Below are 16,241 nucleotides of genomic sequence, written 5' to 3' on the forward strand. Positions count from 1 at the left end.
CGGACAGCCGGTTGATCAGCGCCCGTAGCATCGCGACCTCTGGCGGTGGCGGCGTCCACGCCGATAGTTTGGCCTGGCCGCCGAACAAACACAGTGCCCGAGCATCGGCGCGATCGGTTTTGTTGAGCAGCCCCATGGCCTTGGCGAAATCGCGTACTCGTTTGGGGTTGGCGACACAGGGCGTACAGCCAAGCTCATACAGCCAGTGCGCGGTTTTTTCGTGATACGGGCCGGTGGCTTCCATGACCACCCGTAACTGATCGGGCGTCGCGTCGAGCTTGTCACATAGCCGCTCGATCAATGCGTGCACGTCGGCCTGACTGTGAGCGACTTTGCGGTTGTACCACTTGTCCGTGCCGGGGCGTATGACCGCCGCATCCAGGCGGTTTTTGGAGACATCCAGACCGATAACGATCATAGGCACTCCTGCGTTGCATCAAGGCGCGACCCTGTTGATGCGTGTCGACTTGCCTTGTCCATTCAGACTCTCGGCCACGGCGGGCCGTGTCTTGGCATACCGTCCAGTCTCGACAGCGCGAAGCGCGGCGGGCAAGTCTGATCTACAGAACAGGCTTTGTGCCTTAGGTTGGATACAGTCTGCTTGCCCGGCGCATAGCGCCTGGTCGCGTATCAGGCGCTGGGTATCAACATACAAGGTTGGATTAGCGCAGCGTAATCCAACAAAGAACGAAGCCCCCCGAGTTAAACGGCAACGCGCCTCGAACCGCCCACGAGGCAGTTTCCATGTTGGCTTACGGCCTGCGGCCTAAGCCAACCTACAAGAGCGCGTCGTTTGCGGACGATAATAAAGAACCGTTCGCACACCGAAACAAAGGGCTCAGGCGTCGACGGGTTCCAGGCCGAGGGCTTCCGCACTCCCCTTGCCGGGGCGCAGGATCTGCGGCACCGCGGTGGTCAGATCCACCACGGTGGTCGGTTCCACGCCGGTGGCGCCGGCGTCGACGATGATATCGAGCTGTTTGTCGAAGGCCTCGCGCACGTCATAGGCTTCCGAAAGCGGGATATCGTCGTCCGGGCGCTGGGCGGTCACGGACATGATCGGCTCGTCCATGGCTTCGGCAATCGCGCGCGCGACCGGATGTCCCGGTACACGAATACCAATGGTCTTGCGCTTGGGATGGGCAAGCCAGTTCGGCACCACCTTGGAAGCCGGCAACACGAAGGTATACGCGCCGGGGGTGGCGGCCTTGAGCAGACGAAAGCTGGTGTTCTCGACCTTGGCATAGGTCGCGATCTCGGACAGATCACGGCATACCAGGGTGAAGAAATGATCGCGCCCGAAGCCGCGCATCTGGCGAATGCGATCGATCGCGCCCTTGTCGCCCATGGCACAGGCCAGGCCGTAGGAGGAATCCGTCGGATAGGCGATCACGCGCCCGGCCCGCAGTGCATCGGCCACCTGACCGATACGGCGTGGCTGGGGCGTTTCGGCGTGCACATGAACGATTTCGGCCATAGGGGCATTATATCCGCTACCTCGATGGCGCGGCAGGTTTTTTTGCCCGATTTGGCCGATCGTGGCCCGGATGCGGCACACTGCGCGTTATCGGCAAATGCACAACCTCAGCGCAGGACAACCACCATGGATTATTTCGCGATCGTGTCGTTCGATGTCGCCAACAGCAGCGATGGCCGCAAGAAAGCGGTCGACGAACACCGCGCCCGTCTCGAAGAGCTCGACCAGGCCGGCCGCCTGCTCACCGCGGGGCCGATGCCGCGCGTGGATGCCTACGGCAAGGTCAGCGAGGGCTTTCAGGGCAGCATCATCATCGCCGCCTTCGACAGCCTCGACGACGCCCGCGCCTGGGCCAAGGTCGACCCGTACAACGCTGAAGGCGTGTATATGGAAACCACGGTCTATCCGTACAAGAAGGTTTATTAAGGCATGAGCGACCGTATCCCGCGCATTCGCGAGGCACTCGAACAGGGCCTGAACACGCAGGACGTGGCGATCCGCGACGACAGCCACCTGCATGCCGGCCATGCCGGTGCAAAGAGCGGCCTCGGCCATTTTCATGTGACCATCCGCTCGCCGCGTTTTACCGGCACATCGCCCATCGAGCGGCACAAGCTCGTCTACGAAGCGCTCGGCACGCTCATGCAGACCGATATCCACGCGGTGTCGATACGCGCCCTGGCGCCGGAGGAATAGCCGCCGGCCGCGCGTTTTCGGCTGCGGGCGGCATGCGCGAGGCGAATTGAATAAAAACGGAACGCCCAGGCGTTCGGGGGGGAGACAACATGACCCATCGCCGTAACCGGCGTCTGCCAGCCGTGTTCGCCGCGACGTTCGCGCTATGCCTGCCGGCCCAGGCCCAGACCGGTGCCGCCGCGGACGAGGAAAACGGCGCGCAAACGCTGCAATCGCTGGCACCGATCGAGGTCGAAAGCCTGCGCCTGACCACCGAGGCGCTCACCACGCCCGCGGCGGTCGACGTCACCGAGGCGCGCGATATCCAGCAGGGTCGGGCCAAGGCCCAGCTCGACGGTGCGCTCAACCGCACGCCGGGCGTGTATGCCAACAACGGCAGTAACTTCGCCCAGAATCTGCGCATCTCGATACGCGGCTTCGGGGCGCGCTCGGCGTTCGGGGTGCGCGGCGTCAAGGTGCTCGTCGACGGCATCCCGGAAACCCTGGCCGACGGCCAGGCGCAAACCGACAGCATCGATCTGGGCGCGGTCGAGCGCCTGGAAGTCGTGCGCGGGCCGTTTTCCGCGCTTTACGGCAATGCCACCGGCGGCGTGGTCGATATCACCACCACCACGCCGGCGAGCGGGCCGGTGGATCGCGGCGAGCTGACCGTGGGCAGTTATGGCTATCGCCGTATCGAAGCGGCAACCGCACACGAGCGAGGCGACTGGGGCTATGCGTTGACCGCTTCACAGCTCGATCTGGACGGCTATCGCGCGCATAGCCAGGTCAAGAAACAACAGCTCACCGGCAAGCTCGAACGCCGCGTCGGCACGACCGGCACGCTGCGCCTGGTTACCCGCGTGCTCGATGCGCCGGATACGCTCGACCCCGGCGGCGTGACTTTGGAGCAGGCGCGTGCCGATCGCCGCGCCGCCCGCGATGCGAACCTGGCCTTCGATGCCCGCCAGTCGGCCTCGCAGCAAACGATCGGCCTGGTCTATGAAGACCAGCTTGCCGACAACCAGAGCTATCAGGCGAATCTGTTCTATACCCATCGCGACTTCATTCAGTATCTGCCGTTCGAAGATGCCGGCGTGGTCGCCTACGACCGCGACTTCTTTGGCGGCGGCCTGCAGACCACGCGCTTCGATACGCTGTTCGGCCACGAAAACCAGCTCGTGGCCGGTATCGAAACACAAATCCAGCAGGATGCACGCACCCGCTACGACAACATCGCCGGCGCTAAGGGCGCGCTCGGGCTCGACGAAGACCAGCAGGCCACCAGCATCGGCGTGTTCGCCCAGAACGTGTTCTCGCTGGCCCGCGACCTGGAGCTGACCACCGGCCTGCGCTACGACTATCTCGATTTCGATATCGACGACGCCTTCATTACCGCCACCGACCCCGACGATTCCGGTTCGCGCACCTACCACGAAGTTTCGGCCAACGCCGGCCTGAGCTACGCCTGGGCCGAGCGCCAGCGCGTGTATGCAAACGTCGCCAACGCGTTCGAATCCCCCACGTTTACGGAATTCGCCGATCCGTCCGGCAATGGCGGTTTCAACAGCGATCTCGAGCCGCAGAAGGCGGTGCAGTACGAAATCGGCGCCAAGGGCGAGATTGGCGAGCGCGCGCGTTACCAGATCAGTGCGTTCTGGATCGACGTACGCGACGAACTCGTGGTGTTCAACGACGACGGGCGCCGCGATTTTTACGAAAACTCCGGCCAGTCGCGCCGCAAGGGCCTGGAAGCCAAACTCGAATACGCCGTGACCGATACGCTGTCCGCGATGGCCGCCTATACGCTGGCCGACTACGAATATCGCGAATTCGTCGACGACAACGGCAACGACTATGCCGGCAACAGCATCCCCGGCCTACCCGAAGAACGGCTGTTTGCCGAACTGGCCTGGCGCAATCCCGACATCGGCTATGCCACGCTGGATATGCGCTATGCCGGCGCGTTCTATGCCGATAACGCCAATACCGCCAGGATCGACCACGCCTGGATATTCAACGGCCGTGTCGGCAAGAAGATCGAGGCCGGCGACGACGATCTCACCATCTATTTCGGGATCGACAACCTCTTCGACGAAGTCTATTTCGACAATATCCGTATCAACGCCTTCGGCGGACGCTATTACGAACCGGCGCCGGATCGCACCTTCTATACCGGGCTGTCGTACGCGCTATAGCTGCGTCGCTCAGAGATTAGCGATTAGCGATTAGCGATCAGCCAGAAAACGCTCGAGCGTCTGTGCGTCGAGCTGATCGAGTTTCACGATTTCGGCGCTGGCCTGGGCGGCCGCGCCTTCGGCCTTGCGTCGCAGGATGACGAGCGGTTGGTAGGCATCAAACTCGGCAATACGAAAGGCCACCGTCGGGTCGCGTTCGACGTCGCCGGGCGTATGGACTCCGCAACGCACCACCGACCATTCCGTGTGGGTCTGTTCGAAATATTCCCAGCCATCGGCCTCGGCCGCTTTTCGAAACGCCGGCTCGACCAGCGACTCGACCGTCTCGCGCACCTGCTTTTCGATCGTGGCGCGACGTTCGGCCAGACGCTCGTTCGCGCCGAGTTTGGACTGTACTTCATCGGTGGTGACTTCAAGCCAGCTACGCGCCACGAGACTCTACCTGTGTGAACGAACAAACGGCGGCCAAGCGTAAGCGTTGGCGTGTTCGCGTACAAGCGTCAGCCAATGACAGCCAGGAACCTGGGCCCAGCCTGGCGTGGTCGCGACCGATTAAGTAGCGCTTCCCTAGCCCGCCTTGGGCTGGCGCGCGCGATGCGAGGACGGCGTATCGGGTTTTTCGTAACCACAGCTCGCCCGGGCCTGATCGGCGGCATCCACCAGCAGATCGAGCATGGGCTGGCGCTGTTCGGCATCGATGCCTTCGGCCAGTGCCTGGCGCGCGGCCGCCGCAGCGCGCTCGACTTCGGCCAGGTCGCGTGCGCATTGGCTATCGCTCGGCGTCACGAACAGCGTACTGCAGCCGGACAGCGCAACGATCGTGGCCATCGGTGCAACAGCTTTAAGAACGGACTTGGCCATCGAGATATTCCTTTTGCGCACGGTGTGAAAATTACCCGGCCGCGGGTTATTACGAGCCGGCCTCGTCGAGCAGCGCAACAAAGCCGGCCTCATCGAGCAGCGTCACGCCCAGTTTTTCGGCCTTGTCGCGTTTACTGCCCGGACTGTCGCCGGCGACGACGTAGTCGGTTTTCTTGGACACGCTCGAGGTCACCCGCCCGCCGAGCGCTTCGATACGCTGTTTCGCCTCGTCGCGGGTCAACCCTTCCATGCTACCGGTGAGCACGAAGGTCTGGCCGGCCAGCGGCTGGGGGGTATCGTCGGTATCGACGGTCTCCCAGACCACGCCCGCGTCGATCAACGCATCGATCACGTCCAGATTACGCCGTTCGCTGAAGAAATCGGCAATGCACTGGGCCACGCGCGAACCCACGCCGGGAACCGCCTGCAGGCCTTCGGCGCTCATCATGCGCGCATGCTCGGCTTTGGTAGCGGCCTGTTCGTCGGCCTCGGCCTTGCGCTTGAGATAGGCCTCGGCCTCGGCGCGCAGTGCGTCGAGCGTGCCGAAATGACGCGCCAGATCGCGGGCCATCGTTTCGCCGACTTCGCGAATACCCAGGGCGAAGATGAAGCGCTCGAGCGTGGTCTGCTTGCTGGCCTCGATCGAGGCCAGCAGATTGGCAACCGATTTCTCGCCGTAGCCTTCGCGTTCGACCAGTGCATCACGATGGGTGTGCAGGGCAAAAATATCGGCCGGTGATTCGAGCAGGCCTTCATCCACGAAGGCCTCGATCTGGCGCTCGCCCAGGCCATCGATATCCAACGCCCGGCGCGCGGCGAAATGCTTGAGCGCTTCGCGCCGCTGCGCGGCACAGACCAACCCGCCGGTACAGCGGGCCACCGCCTCGCCTTCGATGCGCTCGACCGCCGAGCCACACACCGGACATTCGCCGGGCAGTTCGATGGCTTTTGCATCGTCGCCCCGGCGTGCGACTTCCTTGACCTCGGGAATCACATCGCCGGCCCGGCGTACGACCACCATATCGCCAACGCGAATGTCCTTGCGCTCGATCTCGTCCATATTGTGCAAAGACGCATTGGACACGGTCACCCCGCCCACGAACACGGGCTCGAGCTTGGCCACCGGGGTGAGCGCGCCGGTGCGCCCGACCTGGAACTCCACCGCGTTCAATCGCGTAGTCGTCTCCTCGGCCGGGAACTTGCGCGCGATCGCCCAACGCGGCGCCCGGGCAACAAACCCGAGCTCGTCGCGTACCGCGCCGTCGTCGACCTTGAACACGCAGCCGTCGATTTCGATATCCAGATCGGCACGGCGTTCGGCCATGGCCTCGTAGTAGGCCTTGCAGCCATCTAGGCCCTGCACGCGATCGACATGGTCGCTGATCTGAAAGCCCCAGGCCTGGAGCTGCTGTAGCTGTTCGTACAGGCTCGAAGGCAGCGCCATGCCGTCGATACGGCCAATGCCATAGCCCATGAACGCCAGCGGCCGGCGCGCGGTAATCTTCGAATCCAGCTGGCGCAGACTGCCGGAGGCCGCGTTACGCGGATTCACGAACGGCTTGTGCCCTTCTTCGACGAGCCGCGCGTTGAGCGCTTCGAAACGCGAGCGCGCCAGCACGACCTCGCCGCGGATTTCAATAAAATCCGGCGCATGGTCGCCGGCCAGGCGTAACGGCAGATTGCGGATGGTGCGGGCGTTGGGCGTGATGTCTTCGCCGGTAATACCGTCGCCACGGGTGGTCGCGCGTACCAGCACGCCGTTTTCATAGCGCAGATTCAGCGCGGTGCCGTCGAACTTGGGCTCGGCACAGTAGGCCAGTTCGCTGCCGTCGACCGCTTCGCGCGCACGCCGGTCGAACTCGGCCAGTTCATCGTCATCGAAACAGTTGCCCAGCGACAGCATCGGCGTGGCGTGATCGACCGACTCGAACTTGTCCGACGGCGGCGCACCGACCCGCTGTGTGGGCGAGTCGGGCGTGACCAGTTCCGGATGGGCAGACTCGATCTCCTGGAGTTCGCGAAACAGCCGGTCGTACTCGGCGTCCGTTATGGTCGGATCGTCGTGTACGTAATAGGCCCGGCTGTGCTCGGCGAGCTGTTCGGCGAGCTGCGCGGCGCGTTGGCTTGTCGCGCGATCGGCTGCCACTATCGGCGCTTGGCGATCTTGGCGCGGCGGTCGAGATCGGCCACCTGATCGAGCATGTACTGGGCGGTCTGGGCCTTGAGCAGCGCACGCTTGTCGTCGAGCACTTCGCCACCCAGTGCCTGCGCCAGCCCGTTGGCGGTTTCCATCATGTCGCGCAGAGCGACCCCGCCTTCGATCGGGCCCGGAACCACCGTATACAACACCAGACCCGGCGTATGCAGATGGTCCTGGTCGACCGGATCGAGCGTGCCGGGCTTGAGCATGTTTGCCACCGCGAATACCGACTCCGGGATGCCGTGGGTTTCGGTGACACGGTGGAACTGATCGTTGAGGCCGAACTTGAGATCCTGCGATTGCAGCGCGGCATGCACGTCCGGGCCGTCGAACATACGCCCCGCGGGCGCGGCCACATGCAGCAGAAATACTTCCTGTTCGCCGCCGGGCGGTGCGCTCGGTGCGCGCATGTTTTCGACCCGCTCGCTGGCGCCGGGCGTTGCGGCCGCGCTCGGCGCCGCCGGCGCATCGGCCGCCGCCTGCTCTTCCGGCAACGGCTTGGGCTCGGCGCCGCGTTTCTTGTACGCGGTCCAGGAGGCTTCGACGCCGTCCTCGCCGATGGTTTCGTAGTCGCCATCGTCGAGCGGTGCATCCTTTTTACCGGCCGCGCGCCGGCTGGCCGGTGTGTTTTTCGACAGCGTACGCACGCCCACGATGTAGGAGTCGCCGCCCAGCGATTCGCCACGATCCGCGCCGTCGTCGCGCCCACCGCCCGGCGTGGGCGCATCGTCATCCATGCCCTGCCAGGGATCGTTACCGGCCTGGCGGCGCATATACCAGTAGGCGCCGCCGACCACGGCGATCAGGAGAATGAGTAGAAGCCATTGCACGATAGACATAGGCGCTTTTGTCGATAAGTTGCGTGGCGCCGGCTCAGCCGGCCATGTCGAGGGCCTGATCGATATCGACACTGACCAGACGGGATACACCCGGCTCGGCCATGGTCACGCCGTGCAATTGCTCGGCGAGCGACATCGTCAGCTTGTTGTGCGTAATCACGATGAACTGAACCTGCGCCGACATCCGCCGTACGAGTTCGCAAAAACGCGATACGTTGGCATCGTCGAGCGGCGCGTCGATTTCATCCAGCATACAAAACGGTGCCGGGTTGAGTTCGAACAGGGCGAATAATAGCGCAACCGCGGTCAACGCTTTTTCCCCGCCCGACAACATTTGAATCGAGGCGTTGCGTTTACCGGGCGGGCGCGCCATGACGCGGATGCCGGTGGCCAGCCAGTCGTCCTCGGTGAGTTCGAGCGCGGCTTCGCCGCCGCCGAACAACTCGGGAAACATACCGGCAAACCGGCTGTTGACCTGTTCGTAGGTGGCCTTGAAGCGCGCCCGGGTTTCGCGGTCGATACGCGCGATCGCGCTTTCCAGCGTTTCCAGCGCCTCGGCCAGATCGGCATGCTGCTCGGCCAGATAGCGCTCGCGTTCGGCCTCCGCGTCGTATTCCTCGATCGCGGCCAGATTGATCGCGCCCAGGCGCTGGATCTTGCGCTCGAGCGTGTCGATGGCGGCCGTGCAGCTTTCGATAGTGGCGCCTTCTTCGAGGCTGGCCACCAGTGCCGCCGGCGTTTCGCCCAGCTCTTCGATCTGTTCGGCGATACCAGCCCGGCGTACGCCCGTGGTTTCGACATCGATCTTGGCCTGCTGCAGGTTTTCCCGGGCGGCGTCGACGCCCTGCTCGGCCTGCATCAGCTGCTGCGAAACCTCCTGCAGGGATTTTTCGCTGGCCTTGAGCGCTTCGCGCGCGGCGCGCAATTCGCGCTCGGCACGGTGCTGGGCTTCCATCGCCTGTTCGTGTTCGCTTTCGTCGGGCGCGGGTGTGGCCTCGTCGGCGCTGGTCGCGTTGTCCTGATCGAAATCGGCCAGCCGGGTTTCGACCTGGGCGTGAGCCTCGCGCGTATCAGCCAGGCGCTGGCTAATCGACTGGGCCTGGCCCCGGTTCTGCTCGGCGCGGCTTTCGATTTCGCGTAGTGCCCGTTCGGCGCTGGCGTGGGCTTTGCGCGCGTTGTCGCGTGCCGCACGGCTTTCGGCCAGTTTGGCCTGGGCCTGACGCCGGGCGGTACTGAACGCCTCGGCCTCTTCTTCCAGGCTGGCGATTTGCGCGCCGAGGCGTTCGGATTCGTTTTCCGCCTCGCCGATCTGGCTGTCGAGATCGGCCAGCTCGTTGTCGAGTTCCGCGCGCCGGCGCGCGAGTTGCTCGGCACGAATTTCGCGGCCCTGCTGTTCGGCGCGGGCCGCCTCGAGTTCGCGCCGCGCCTGGGCGATACGCTGTTCGAGCGCGCGCCGCTGTTCGCGGCGTTCGTCACGTTGGCCGCGCTGGGCGTCGAGCGCTTGCTGACGGGTGTCGAGCTCGGCCTGTTCGGTGTCGATCGCGGCCGCGAGGCTTTCGATGCGCTGCTCGCGCTCGAGCACGCCCTGCTCGGCCGAGCCGGCGGCCGGCGTGACCAGGCTGTTGGGCCCGACACAGCAGCCATCCAGGGTCACAAAGCGTTGATCCTCGGCCAGCGCGTGGCGCTGTTCGAGGGCAGTGGCCAGATCGTCGACCACGAATACGCGTGCGGCCAGCGCGGCGATCACCGCCGGCGCTTCGATGCCTTCGGCCAGACTGGGTGTATCGGCCGGGCCCTTGCCGCTACGAACCGCGCCCGGCGCGTCGGCTTCCACCAGCGTGAGCGACTCGCCCGGCCACTCGCCCTCAAGCCTCGGCAGGCGTTCGACCAGAAACCCGCGCAACCACGGCCCGAGCACGGCTTCGGCCGCAGTCTGCCAGGCCGCGCGCACCTTCACCCGGCGGGCTACGCCCGCGGCTTCGGTCTGGGCGTTGTCGGCCAGCCACTGAGCGAGCGTGGCGTCGTCTTCGCGCAGCACCGACTGCTGGAGCTGGCGCTCGGAGGCAAGACGCGCACGGGTTTCGCCCAGTTGGGTGCGGCGCGTTTCCACATCGCGCTCGGCCTCGGCGATTTCCTCGCGTAATGCCTCGGCGGCCTCGGCCTGTTCGGCGGCGCTGCGCTCGTCTTCGGCCAGGCGTGCGGCCCGCGCTTCGATATCCTGGGCGCCGGCGGCGAGATCGCCGGTGTCTTCGTCGTCGAGCTTGGCGCGCTCGGCGCGACGCTTGTCGCGGCGGTTGGTCAGCTGCTGGGCGCGTTCGCTGGCATAGCGGGCGCGCTGGCGTTCGGCATCCAGCTGCTGGACGGGGTTTTGTTCCACGCTGTTGTGTGCGTCCCACGCCGCTTCGGCCTCGCGAGCAGCGTTTTCGGCGGCTTCGAGCGTCTGGCGGGCAGTCTCCAGAGCCTGTTGCGCGTCGGCATGTTCGCGCGCGAGCCCGTCGGCGGTGTCGACGTTTTCCTGTTCGGCCTGTTCGTCGTCGGCAATACGCTTGGCCAGCGCGTCGCGGCGTTCGACCAGTTCGTCGCGTTCACGCTGGCGCAGTTCGCGCATTTCCTTCGCATGCGCCAGCGCCTGGGCGATACGCGAGGCCTGGGCCTGGGCATCGTAGAAGGCGGCCTGCTGGGTCTGGACCGCGCTCATGGCCTGTTGCTGGGCTGCAGCTTCGGCCTCGCGCGCTTGCTGGGCGTTGCGCTGGGCGGAGATGGCTTCACGCAGCGCGTTTTCGCTTGCGCGCAGGCGCGTTTCGGCGGCTTCGACCTTTTCGTTTTCGGCGGCCCAGCGCAGCGCCAGCAACTGGGCGCGCAGCTGGCGTTCCTCGGCCTTGAACTGCTTGTATTTCTCGGCGTTGGCGGCCTGGCGCTTGAGTACGCCCAGGCGTTGGGTGACCTCGCCGATCAGGTCATTGAGCCTGTCGAGGTTTTCGCGCGTATGGCGCATGCGGTTTTCGGTCTCGCGCCGGCGTTCCTTGTATTTGGAAATACCGGCGGCTTCTTCGAGCACCTGGCGCATGTCTTCGGGCTTGGCTTCGATCAGCCGATTGACCGCGCCCTGCTCGATGACCGCGTAATTGCTGCGCCCGCCCAGGCCCGTACCCAGAAACAGGTCGATAACATCGCGCCGGCGCGATTTGGTGCCGTTAATGAAGTAGCGCGAGCCGCCGTCGCGCGACAGCTCGCGCTTGACCGAAATTTCGCTGAACGCACCGTACTGGCCGGTGAGCGTGGCATCGCTGTTGTCGAACTTGAGCTCGACCGAGGCGCGGCCGACCGGCTTGCGGGCCTTGGAGCCGTTGAAGATGACGTCTTCCAGCGCTTCGCCGCGCAGCTGGCGCGCGCTCGATTCACCGGTGACCCAGCGCACTGCGTCGATCACGTTGGACTTGCCGCAGCCATTGGGGCCCACCACGCCGGTGAGATTGGACGTGAGCGTGAGCGTGGCCGGGTCGACGAAGGATTTGAAACCGGCCAGACGGATCGAGGTCAGGCGCATCGGCAGCGTACCCGGGGCGCATGCGTGCCGCGTCGACGTGCGAACGCGTCGAATTGTGGAATACGGCGGCGCAAATCGGCCTCCCCTGACGGGCGAATGCAAAGCCCGCTAGTGTAACCTAGCGGGCTTCGTTGAGAGCAAAAGCGTGTCATTCACGGAGAGACGATGCCGACCCAACCGAGCCGCGATCTCGAAACCTTCCCCAATCCGACGCCGGAGCGCGATTACACGATCCGTATGCGTATTCCGGAATTCACCTGCCTGTGCCCGAAGACCGGCCAGCCCGACTTCGCCACGCTATATCTGGAATACGTGCCGGAAGCGAGCTGCGTGGAGCTGAAGTCGCTCAAGCTCTATATCTGGTCGTTTCGTGACGAAGGCGCGTTCCACGAAGCGGTCACCAACCGGATCCTTCAGGATCTGGTGGCCGCGACCCAGCCGCGCTTCATGCGTCTGCGGGCAGAATTCTGGATGCGCGGCGGTATCGATACCAGCGTGATTGTCGATCACCGGGCCGATAACTGGCATCCCGGCACGCCGGTGGATCTACCCTGACCGTCAGGGCCGGCCCACATCGGGCCGGCCACTGCGTGTTAGCGCATCAGAATCAGGTTGTTGCCCTGAACGCGTACCCGCGTGCCGGGGCTGATGCTGGCCGCGGTATCGACATTGACCGTGCGTGAGCCGCCGGCGTCCATGGCGACCGCCACCTGATAGACCGTCTTGCGCTTGACGCGTTTTTCGATCTCGCGGCCAGCGAACACGCCGCCGAGCGTGCCAGCGATCTGGGCGATGGTCTTGCCCGAACCACTACCGATCTGGCTGCCGACCACGGCCCCGGCCACACCGCCTGCCACGCTGCCGATCAGACTCGGGTCGCCATTGGTGGTCACCGGGGTAATCGAACTGACCGTGCCGCAATCGCCACAGACGGGCTGCTCGTTGCGCTCGGCCTCCTTGCGGGCTTCGGCGCGCGCCTGCTGCGTGGCGCTATCCGACTTCTTCGCGGCCTCACTTTGATGCTGTTCGGCCTCGCGTTTTTCGGTCTTGGCTTCGGCGACCTTTTTCTCGGCCGCCGCTTTGTCCTCGCGGGCCTCGGCTTCGGCCTGGGCTTTCTTGGCCGCCTCGACCTTGGCCTGCGCGGCCTCGAGTTCGGCGTTGGCCTGTTCCAGTTCGGCCTGGGCCTGATCGCCATCGTTCTGGGAACAGCCGGCCAGCGTCAAAAAGAAGCAGCACAGCAGTACGGCAAATACTCGCGAGCGCGGGTTGTTCATGGCGGTCTTCCTGGGTTGTTCTACACTCATGCGCGAAAGCGGCGCCGGCCCATGTCCTATCGCGGCGCGCCGCAGCGATCCGAATTCTAGCGCCATTACCCGAACGCAAGATGAATCCGATTACCGAATTCAGCGCCGGCCCGAGCTATCTGCTGCGCGGCTTTCGCATGCTCACCGAACCGTCGTTGCGCCGCTATGTGGTGATACCGATCGTGATCAATATCGTGTTGATCGCGCTGCTCGTATCGCTGCTGGGCTGGCAGCTGGATAGCTGGCTCCATGCCTGGCTATCGGGGCTGCCGGACTGGCTGGCCTGGCTGGAAACCCTGTTGTGGTGGGTGGGCGTGGTAATGGCCACGCTGGCCTTCTGCTACGTATTCACGCTGCTGGCCAACCTGATCGCCAGTCCTTTCAATGGGCTGCTGTCGGCCCAGGTGGAACGGCTTGTGACCGGCAACGCGCCGGAATCCGGCATGAGCCTGGCCGGCGAAATGGCCGACGGTGTGGTCAGCGAATTGCGGCGATTACGCTATTACCTGGCGCGCGCGCTCATGCTGGGCATAGTAAGCCTGGCGCTGCTGTTCATCCCCGGTGCCAATCTGGCGATCGCGCCGCTGTGGTTCATCTTCGGCGCGTTCATGCTCTCGTTCGAATATCTGGACCAGCCCATGGCCAACCGCGGGCTGCGCTTCGATGACAAGATACTGCGCATGCGTGCGCGCCGTTGGCGACATCTGGGCTTTGGCAGCCTGGTTACGCTGATGACCGCCCTGCCGCTGGCCAATCTCGTGGTCATGCCGGCCGCGGTGGTGGGCGCGACGCTGCTGTATCTCGAGTGTCACCCGGCGACTACGACGCCCGTTACGCGGGGCGAGCCAGGCTAAGCCGCAGGACGGCCGACGGCGTTGATGCGGCGCAGGATATCGAGGTCGACGTAATCGAAGTCGAAGCCGGGCGATTTGAGAATGGTAACCGGCAGATCGGGCTCGCCGAGTGAATCCAGCACGGCGCTAGCGTTATCGAAGACCTGATCGCGGGTATCGGCATTAACCGTCACCAGCGCGGGCACATGGGCGCCATAGGCGGCACGTACGCCCGCATTCGAGTCTTCGATGGCGATACAGTCTTCCGGCGCACAGCCAAGGCGCTCGCAAGCCATACGATAGACATCCGGCGCGGGTTTCTTGTGATCGACCTCGTCGCCGCAGACGGTCAGCTCGATATAGTCCAGCAGACCGTCACCCAGCGCATAGGCCAGAAACGGCTCGAGCGTGGCACGCGTGGCGTTGGTGACGATCGCGATACGCAGCCCGGCATCACCGGCTTCGCGAATCAGGCGCGCCACCCCGGCGCGTAGTGGCACCCGGCCCTTGCGCAAGCGATCCTTGAAATAACGGGACTTGCTCTGATGCAGCTCGGCTACCCACCCTTCGCGGTCTTCGCGTACCCGTTCGTCGTTGTCGCCAAGCTCCGGGTCGTAGCGGTCCAGATAATGATTGATCCGCTCGCGCCCGCCCGAGATGAGCAAAAGCTTGCGGTAAAGCTTCTTGGTCCAGCGCCAGTCCAGGCCATGTTCCTTGAACGCGCGGTTGTAGGCCGGTAGATGACCTTCGGGTTCCGTATCGGCGAGAGTGCCGTCGACATCGAAAAGCAGCGCGCCAAGCGTCATGGGCAATAGCCGGGGTTGGCCGGGGTTAGCGAGAGGCGCAAGTCTGCCAGAACCATGCCAGAATGGCACGCACGGTAAGAAAATCGTTGCACCAACGTGCTAGGCCGTGCTAAACGTACGCGCTGTTATCCGACCCGGGGGCCGCATGGCTGCTACTCAGAAACAATCGAAACTCGAGGCGCCTCAACAATTTACGCCTTACACCCCGAAAGAGGGTGAAGAGTATATGAATGAGGCGCAGCGCGATCACTTCCGCCGCATCCTGGTGAACTGGAAACGCGAGCTCATGGAAGAAGTCGATCGCACCATGCATCACATGAAGGACGAGGCCGCGAACTTCCCGGACCCGACCGATCGTGCGAGCCAGGAATCGGAGTTCAGTCTTGAACTGCGCACGCGTGATCGCGAGCGAAAACTCATTCGCAAGATCGATCAGGGCATCGCCCGAGTGGACCGCGACGAATACGGCTTCTGCGATACCTGTGGCACCGAGATCGGCATTCGTCGTCTCGAGGCCCGCCCCACCGCGACCTTGTGCGTGGACTGCAAAAGCCTCGACGAGATCCGCGAGCGCCAGCTCGGCCGCTGAAACCAGCGCCTATCGGCCCGCAAACGCCCGCCTCGTGCGGGCGTTTTTATTACCGCCGACTCAATGCCCTACGTTTGCGTCGGCCGATCTGGCACAATCGTATTGCCGCGATGCAGCAAGCTGCGCGCCGCGCTACTCTCAAATGACGGGGCAAGGGGATGAGTGACAAGACACGCATCATCAAGAAGTATCCGAACCGGCGACTATACGATACCGAAGTCAGCCGCTACATCACCCTGGAAAACATCCGCCAACTGGTGATCAAGGGCGAGCACTTCACCGTGATCGACAAGCGCAGCGGTGACGATATTACCCGCAGCATCCTGCTCCAGGTCATCAGTGAACAGGAAGAAGGCGGCGACCCGATCTTCCGTACGGAAGTCTTGCGCAACATCATCCGGTTCTACGGCGACTCCATGCAAAGCACCGTGAGTTCGTACCTGGAACTGTCGCTGGAGTTCTTCAGCGAGCAGCAACAACAGTTCAAGCACCGTATGGCACGCTTGCTGGACGTCAACAACCCGCTCACCGCCCTGCGCGAACTTTCGCAGTATCAGGTGCCCATCTGGCGCACCGTACGGCGCGAATTCCTGGCCAATCTCAAGCGCAAGGAAAAAGATAGCGACACGCCGCAAGTTGGCCAGTCATCGGCCGATACAGATGATCGTGACAAGCAATCGGACCAATAGAAAAACGATAGAACTTTTTCCAACCACGATGCTTGACTAAAGTCGTAGACGGCGTATACTGCAACGCAACATCAGCGAACACGCTGATAACCGAATCTCCTCCGAAAGGCCTGACGGCCTTTCTCGCACCTTGCCCCCTTACCCTAGGGGGCTTTTTTATGGTTCATCGCACATTACCGGGAAATGCGTCTCGGATCTTGAGGAAGAAGTAGGCGCTGTCCCG

16 protein-coding genes are annotated in these 16,241 nt (G+C 63.9%); 7 read left to right on the forward strand and 9 right to left on the reverse strand.

Going from position 1 to position 16,241, the window contains the following annotated elements:
• Both S4A8_RS18680 and S4A8_RS18685 read right to left on the reverse strand, forming a co-directional pair.
• The coding region (locus S4A8_RS18680; protein WP_353221288.1) for an IS110 family transposase at positions 1–418 on the reverse strand (418 nt) is incomplete at its 3' end.
• Positions 419–838: 420 nt separating this feature from the next.
• Positions 839–1,477: an L-threonylcarbamoyladenylate synthase gene (locus S4A8_RS18685; RefSeq protein ID WP_353177968.1), complete on the reverse strand. Its 639-nt coding sequence runs from the start codon at positions 1,475–1,477 to the stop codon at positions 839–841.
• A 126-nt stretch (positions 1,478–1,603) separates the two neighbouring features.
• Here S4A8_RS18685 and S4A8_RS18690 point away from each other — a divergent pair, with 126 nt between their 5' ends.
• The 3 genes from S4A8_RS18690 (at position 1,604) to S4A8_RS18700 (ending at position 4,350) form a co-directional block, all read left to right on the forward strand.
• Complete coding sequence (locus S4A8_RS18690) at positions 1,604–1,903, forward strand: YciI family protein (protein ID WP_353177967.1); 300 nt, start codon at positions 1,604–1,606, stop codon at positions 1,901–1,903.
• Positions 1,904–1,906: 3 nt separating this feature from the next.
• Entirely contained in the window at positions 1,907–2,173 is a 267-nt protein-coding gene (locus tag S4A8_RS18695) for a BolA family protein (protein WP_353177965.1), read from the forward strand.
• A gap of 89 nt (positions 2,174–2,262) precedes the next feature.
• Positions 2,263–4,350, forward strand: a complete 2,088-nt coding sequence (locus tag S4A8_RS18700) for a TonB-dependent receptor family protein (protein WP_353221289.1) — start codon at positions 2,263–2,265, stop codon at positions 4,348–4,350.
• A 30-nt stretch (positions 4,351–4,380) separates the two neighbouring features.
• Here the strand turns inward: S4A8_RS18700 and S4A8_RS18705 are convergent, their stop codons facing one another.
• The 5 genes from S4A8_RS18705 to smc form a co-directional block, all read right to left on the reverse strand.
• Positions 4,381–4,782: a hypothetical protein gene (locus S4A8_RS18705; RefSeq protein WP_353177962.1), complete on the reverse strand. Its 402-nt coding sequence runs from the start codon at positions 4,780–4,782 to the stop codon at positions 4,381–4,383.
• Positions 4,783–4,917: 135 nt separating this feature from the next.
• Positions 4,918–5,211, reverse strand: a complete 294-nt coding sequence (locus tag S4A8_RS18710) for a hypothetical protein (protein ID WP_353221290.1) — start codon at positions 5,209–5,211, stop codon at positions 4,918–4,920.
• A gap of 49 nt (positions 5,212–5,260) precedes the next feature.
• On the reverse strand, positions 5,261–7,357 hold the full coding sequence (ligA, locus tag S4A8_RS18715) for an NAD-dependent DNA ligase LigA (RefSeq protein ID WP_353221291.1): 2,097 nt from the start codon (positions 7,355–7,357) through the stop codon (positions 5,261–5,263).
• Positions 7,357–8,250: a cell division protein ZipA gene (locus S4A8_RS18720; protein ID WP_353221292.1), complete on the reverse strand. Its 894-nt coding sequence runs from the start codon at positions 8,248–8,250 to the stop codon at positions 7,357–7,359. The genes ligA and S4A8_RS18720 overlap by 1 nt, the downstream gene beginning before the upstream one ends.
• A gap of 34 nt (positions 8,251–8,284) precedes the next feature.
• Positions 8,285–11,797, reverse strand: coding sequence for a chromosome segregation protein SMC (smc, locus tag S4A8_RS18725; protein WP_353221293.1), 3,513 nt, complete (start codon positions 11,795–11,797; stop codon positions 8,285–8,287).
• Between the two features lie 165 nt (positions 11,798–11,962).
• Here smc and queF point away from each other — a divergent pair, with 165 nt between their 5' ends.
• Positions 11,963–12,352 carry a preQ(1) synthase gene (gene queF / locus S4A8_RS18730; RefSeq protein ID WP_353221294.1) on the forward strand — a complete coding sequence of 130 codons (390 nt, stop codon included), beginning with the start codon at positions 11,963–11,965 and terminating at the stop codon, positions 12,350–12,352.
• Between the two features lie 38 nt (positions 12,353–12,390).
• Here the strand turns inward: queF and S4A8_RS18735 are convergent, their stop codons facing one another.
• Positions 12,391–13,071, reverse strand: a complete 681-nt coding sequence (locus S4A8_RS18735) for a glycine zipper 2TM domain-containing protein (protein WP_353177951.1) — start codon at positions 13,069–13,071, stop codon at positions 12,391–12,393.
• Positions 13,072–13,181: 110 nt separating this feature from the next.
• Between S4A8_RS18735 and cysZ the strand changes: the two genes are divergently transcribed.
• On the forward strand, positions 13,182–13,955 hold the full coding sequence (gene cysZ, locus S4A8_RS18740) for a sulfate transporter CysZ (RefSeq protein WP_353221295.1): 774 nt from the start codon (positions 13,182–13,184) through the stop codon (positions 13,953–13,955).
• Here the strand turns inward: cysZ and S4A8_RS18745 are convergent.
• Entirely contained in the window at positions 13,952–14,740 is a 789-nt protein-coding gene (locus S4A8_RS18745; RefSeq protein WP_353177946.1) for an HAD-IA family hydrolase, read from the reverse strand. The genes cysZ and S4A8_RS18745 overlap by 4 nt on opposite strands.
• 145 nt (positions 14,741–14,885) lie before the next feature.
• Between S4A8_RS18745 and dksA the strand changes: the two genes are divergently transcribed.
• Positions 14,886–15,329: an RNA polymerase-binding protein DksA gene (gene dksA / locus S4A8_RS18750; RefSeq protein ID WP_353177944.1), complete on the forward strand. Its 444-nt coding sequence runs from the start codon at positions 14,886–14,888 to the stop codon at positions 15,327–15,329.
• 158 nt (positions 15,330–15,487) lie between these two features.
• Positions 15,488–16,018, forward strand: a complete 531-nt coding sequence (phaR, locus tag S4A8_RS18755; RefSeq protein WP_353177942.1) for a polyhydroxyalkanoate synthesis repressor PhaR — start codon at positions 15,488–15,490, stop codon at positions 16,016–16,018.
• Positions 16,019–16,241 lie beyond the last annotated feature (223 nt).

Origin of the sequence: Salinisphaera sp. S4-8 (assembly GCF_040361235.1) — a bacterium.
Lineage (GTDB): Bacteria > Pseudomonadota > Gammaproteobacteria > Nevskiales > Salinisphaeraceae > Salinisphaera.

Bases quoted from the DNA above. Each gene is read 5' to 3' on its own strand.
- S4A8_RS18735 (WP_353177951.1), bottom strand. From the start codon at position 13,071: ATGAACAACCCGCGCTCGCGAGTATTTGCCGTACTGCTGTGCTGCTTC.
- S4A8_RS18710 (WP_353221290.1), bottom strand. From the start codon at position 5,211: ATGGCCAAGTCCGTTCTTAAAGCTGTTGCACCGATGGCCACGATCGTT.
- S4A8_RS18720 (WP_353221292.1), bottom strand. From the start codon at position 8,250: ATGTCTATCGTGCAATGGCTTCTACTCATTCTCCTGATCGCCGTGGTC.
- S4A8_RS18695 (WP_353177965.1), top strand. From the start codon at position 1,907: ATGAGCGACCGTATCCCGCGCATTCGCGAGGCACTCGAACAGGGCCTG.
- dksA (WP_353177944.1), top strand. From the start codon at position 14,886: ATGGCTGCTACTCAGAAACAATCGAAACTCGAGGCGCCTCAACAATTT.
- phaR (WP_353177942.1), top strand. From the start codon at position 15,488: ATGAGTGACAAGACACGCATCATCAAGAAGTATCCGAACCGGCGACTA.
- cysZ (WP_353221295.1), top strand. From the start codon at position 13,182: ATGAATCCGATTACCGAATTCAGCGCCGGCCCGAGCTATCTGCTGCGC.
- S4A8_RS18700 (WP_353221289.1), top strand. From the start codon at position 2,263: ATGACCCATCGCCGTAACCGGCGTCTGCCAGCCGTGTTCGCCGCGACG.
- S4A8_RS18685 (WP_353177968.1), bottom strand. From the start codon at position 1,477: ATGGCCGAAATCGTTCATGTGCACGCCGAAACGCCCCAGCCACGCCGT.
- S4A8_RS18745 (WP_353177946.1), bottom strand. From the start codon at position 14,740: ATGACGCTTGGCGCGCTGCTTTTCGATGTCGACGGCACTCTCGCCGAT.
- queF (WP_353221294.1), top strand. From the start codon at position 11,963: ATGCCGACCCAACCGAGCCGCGATCTCGAAACCTTCCCCAATCCGACG.
- S4A8_RS18690 (WP_353177967.1), top strand. From the start codon at position 1,604: ATGGATTATTTCGCGATCGTGTCGTTCGATGTCGCCAACAGCAGCGAT.
- smc (WP_353221293.1), bottom strand. From the start codon at position 11,797: ATGCGCCTGACCTCGATCCGTCTGGCCGGTTTCAAATCCTTCGTCGAC.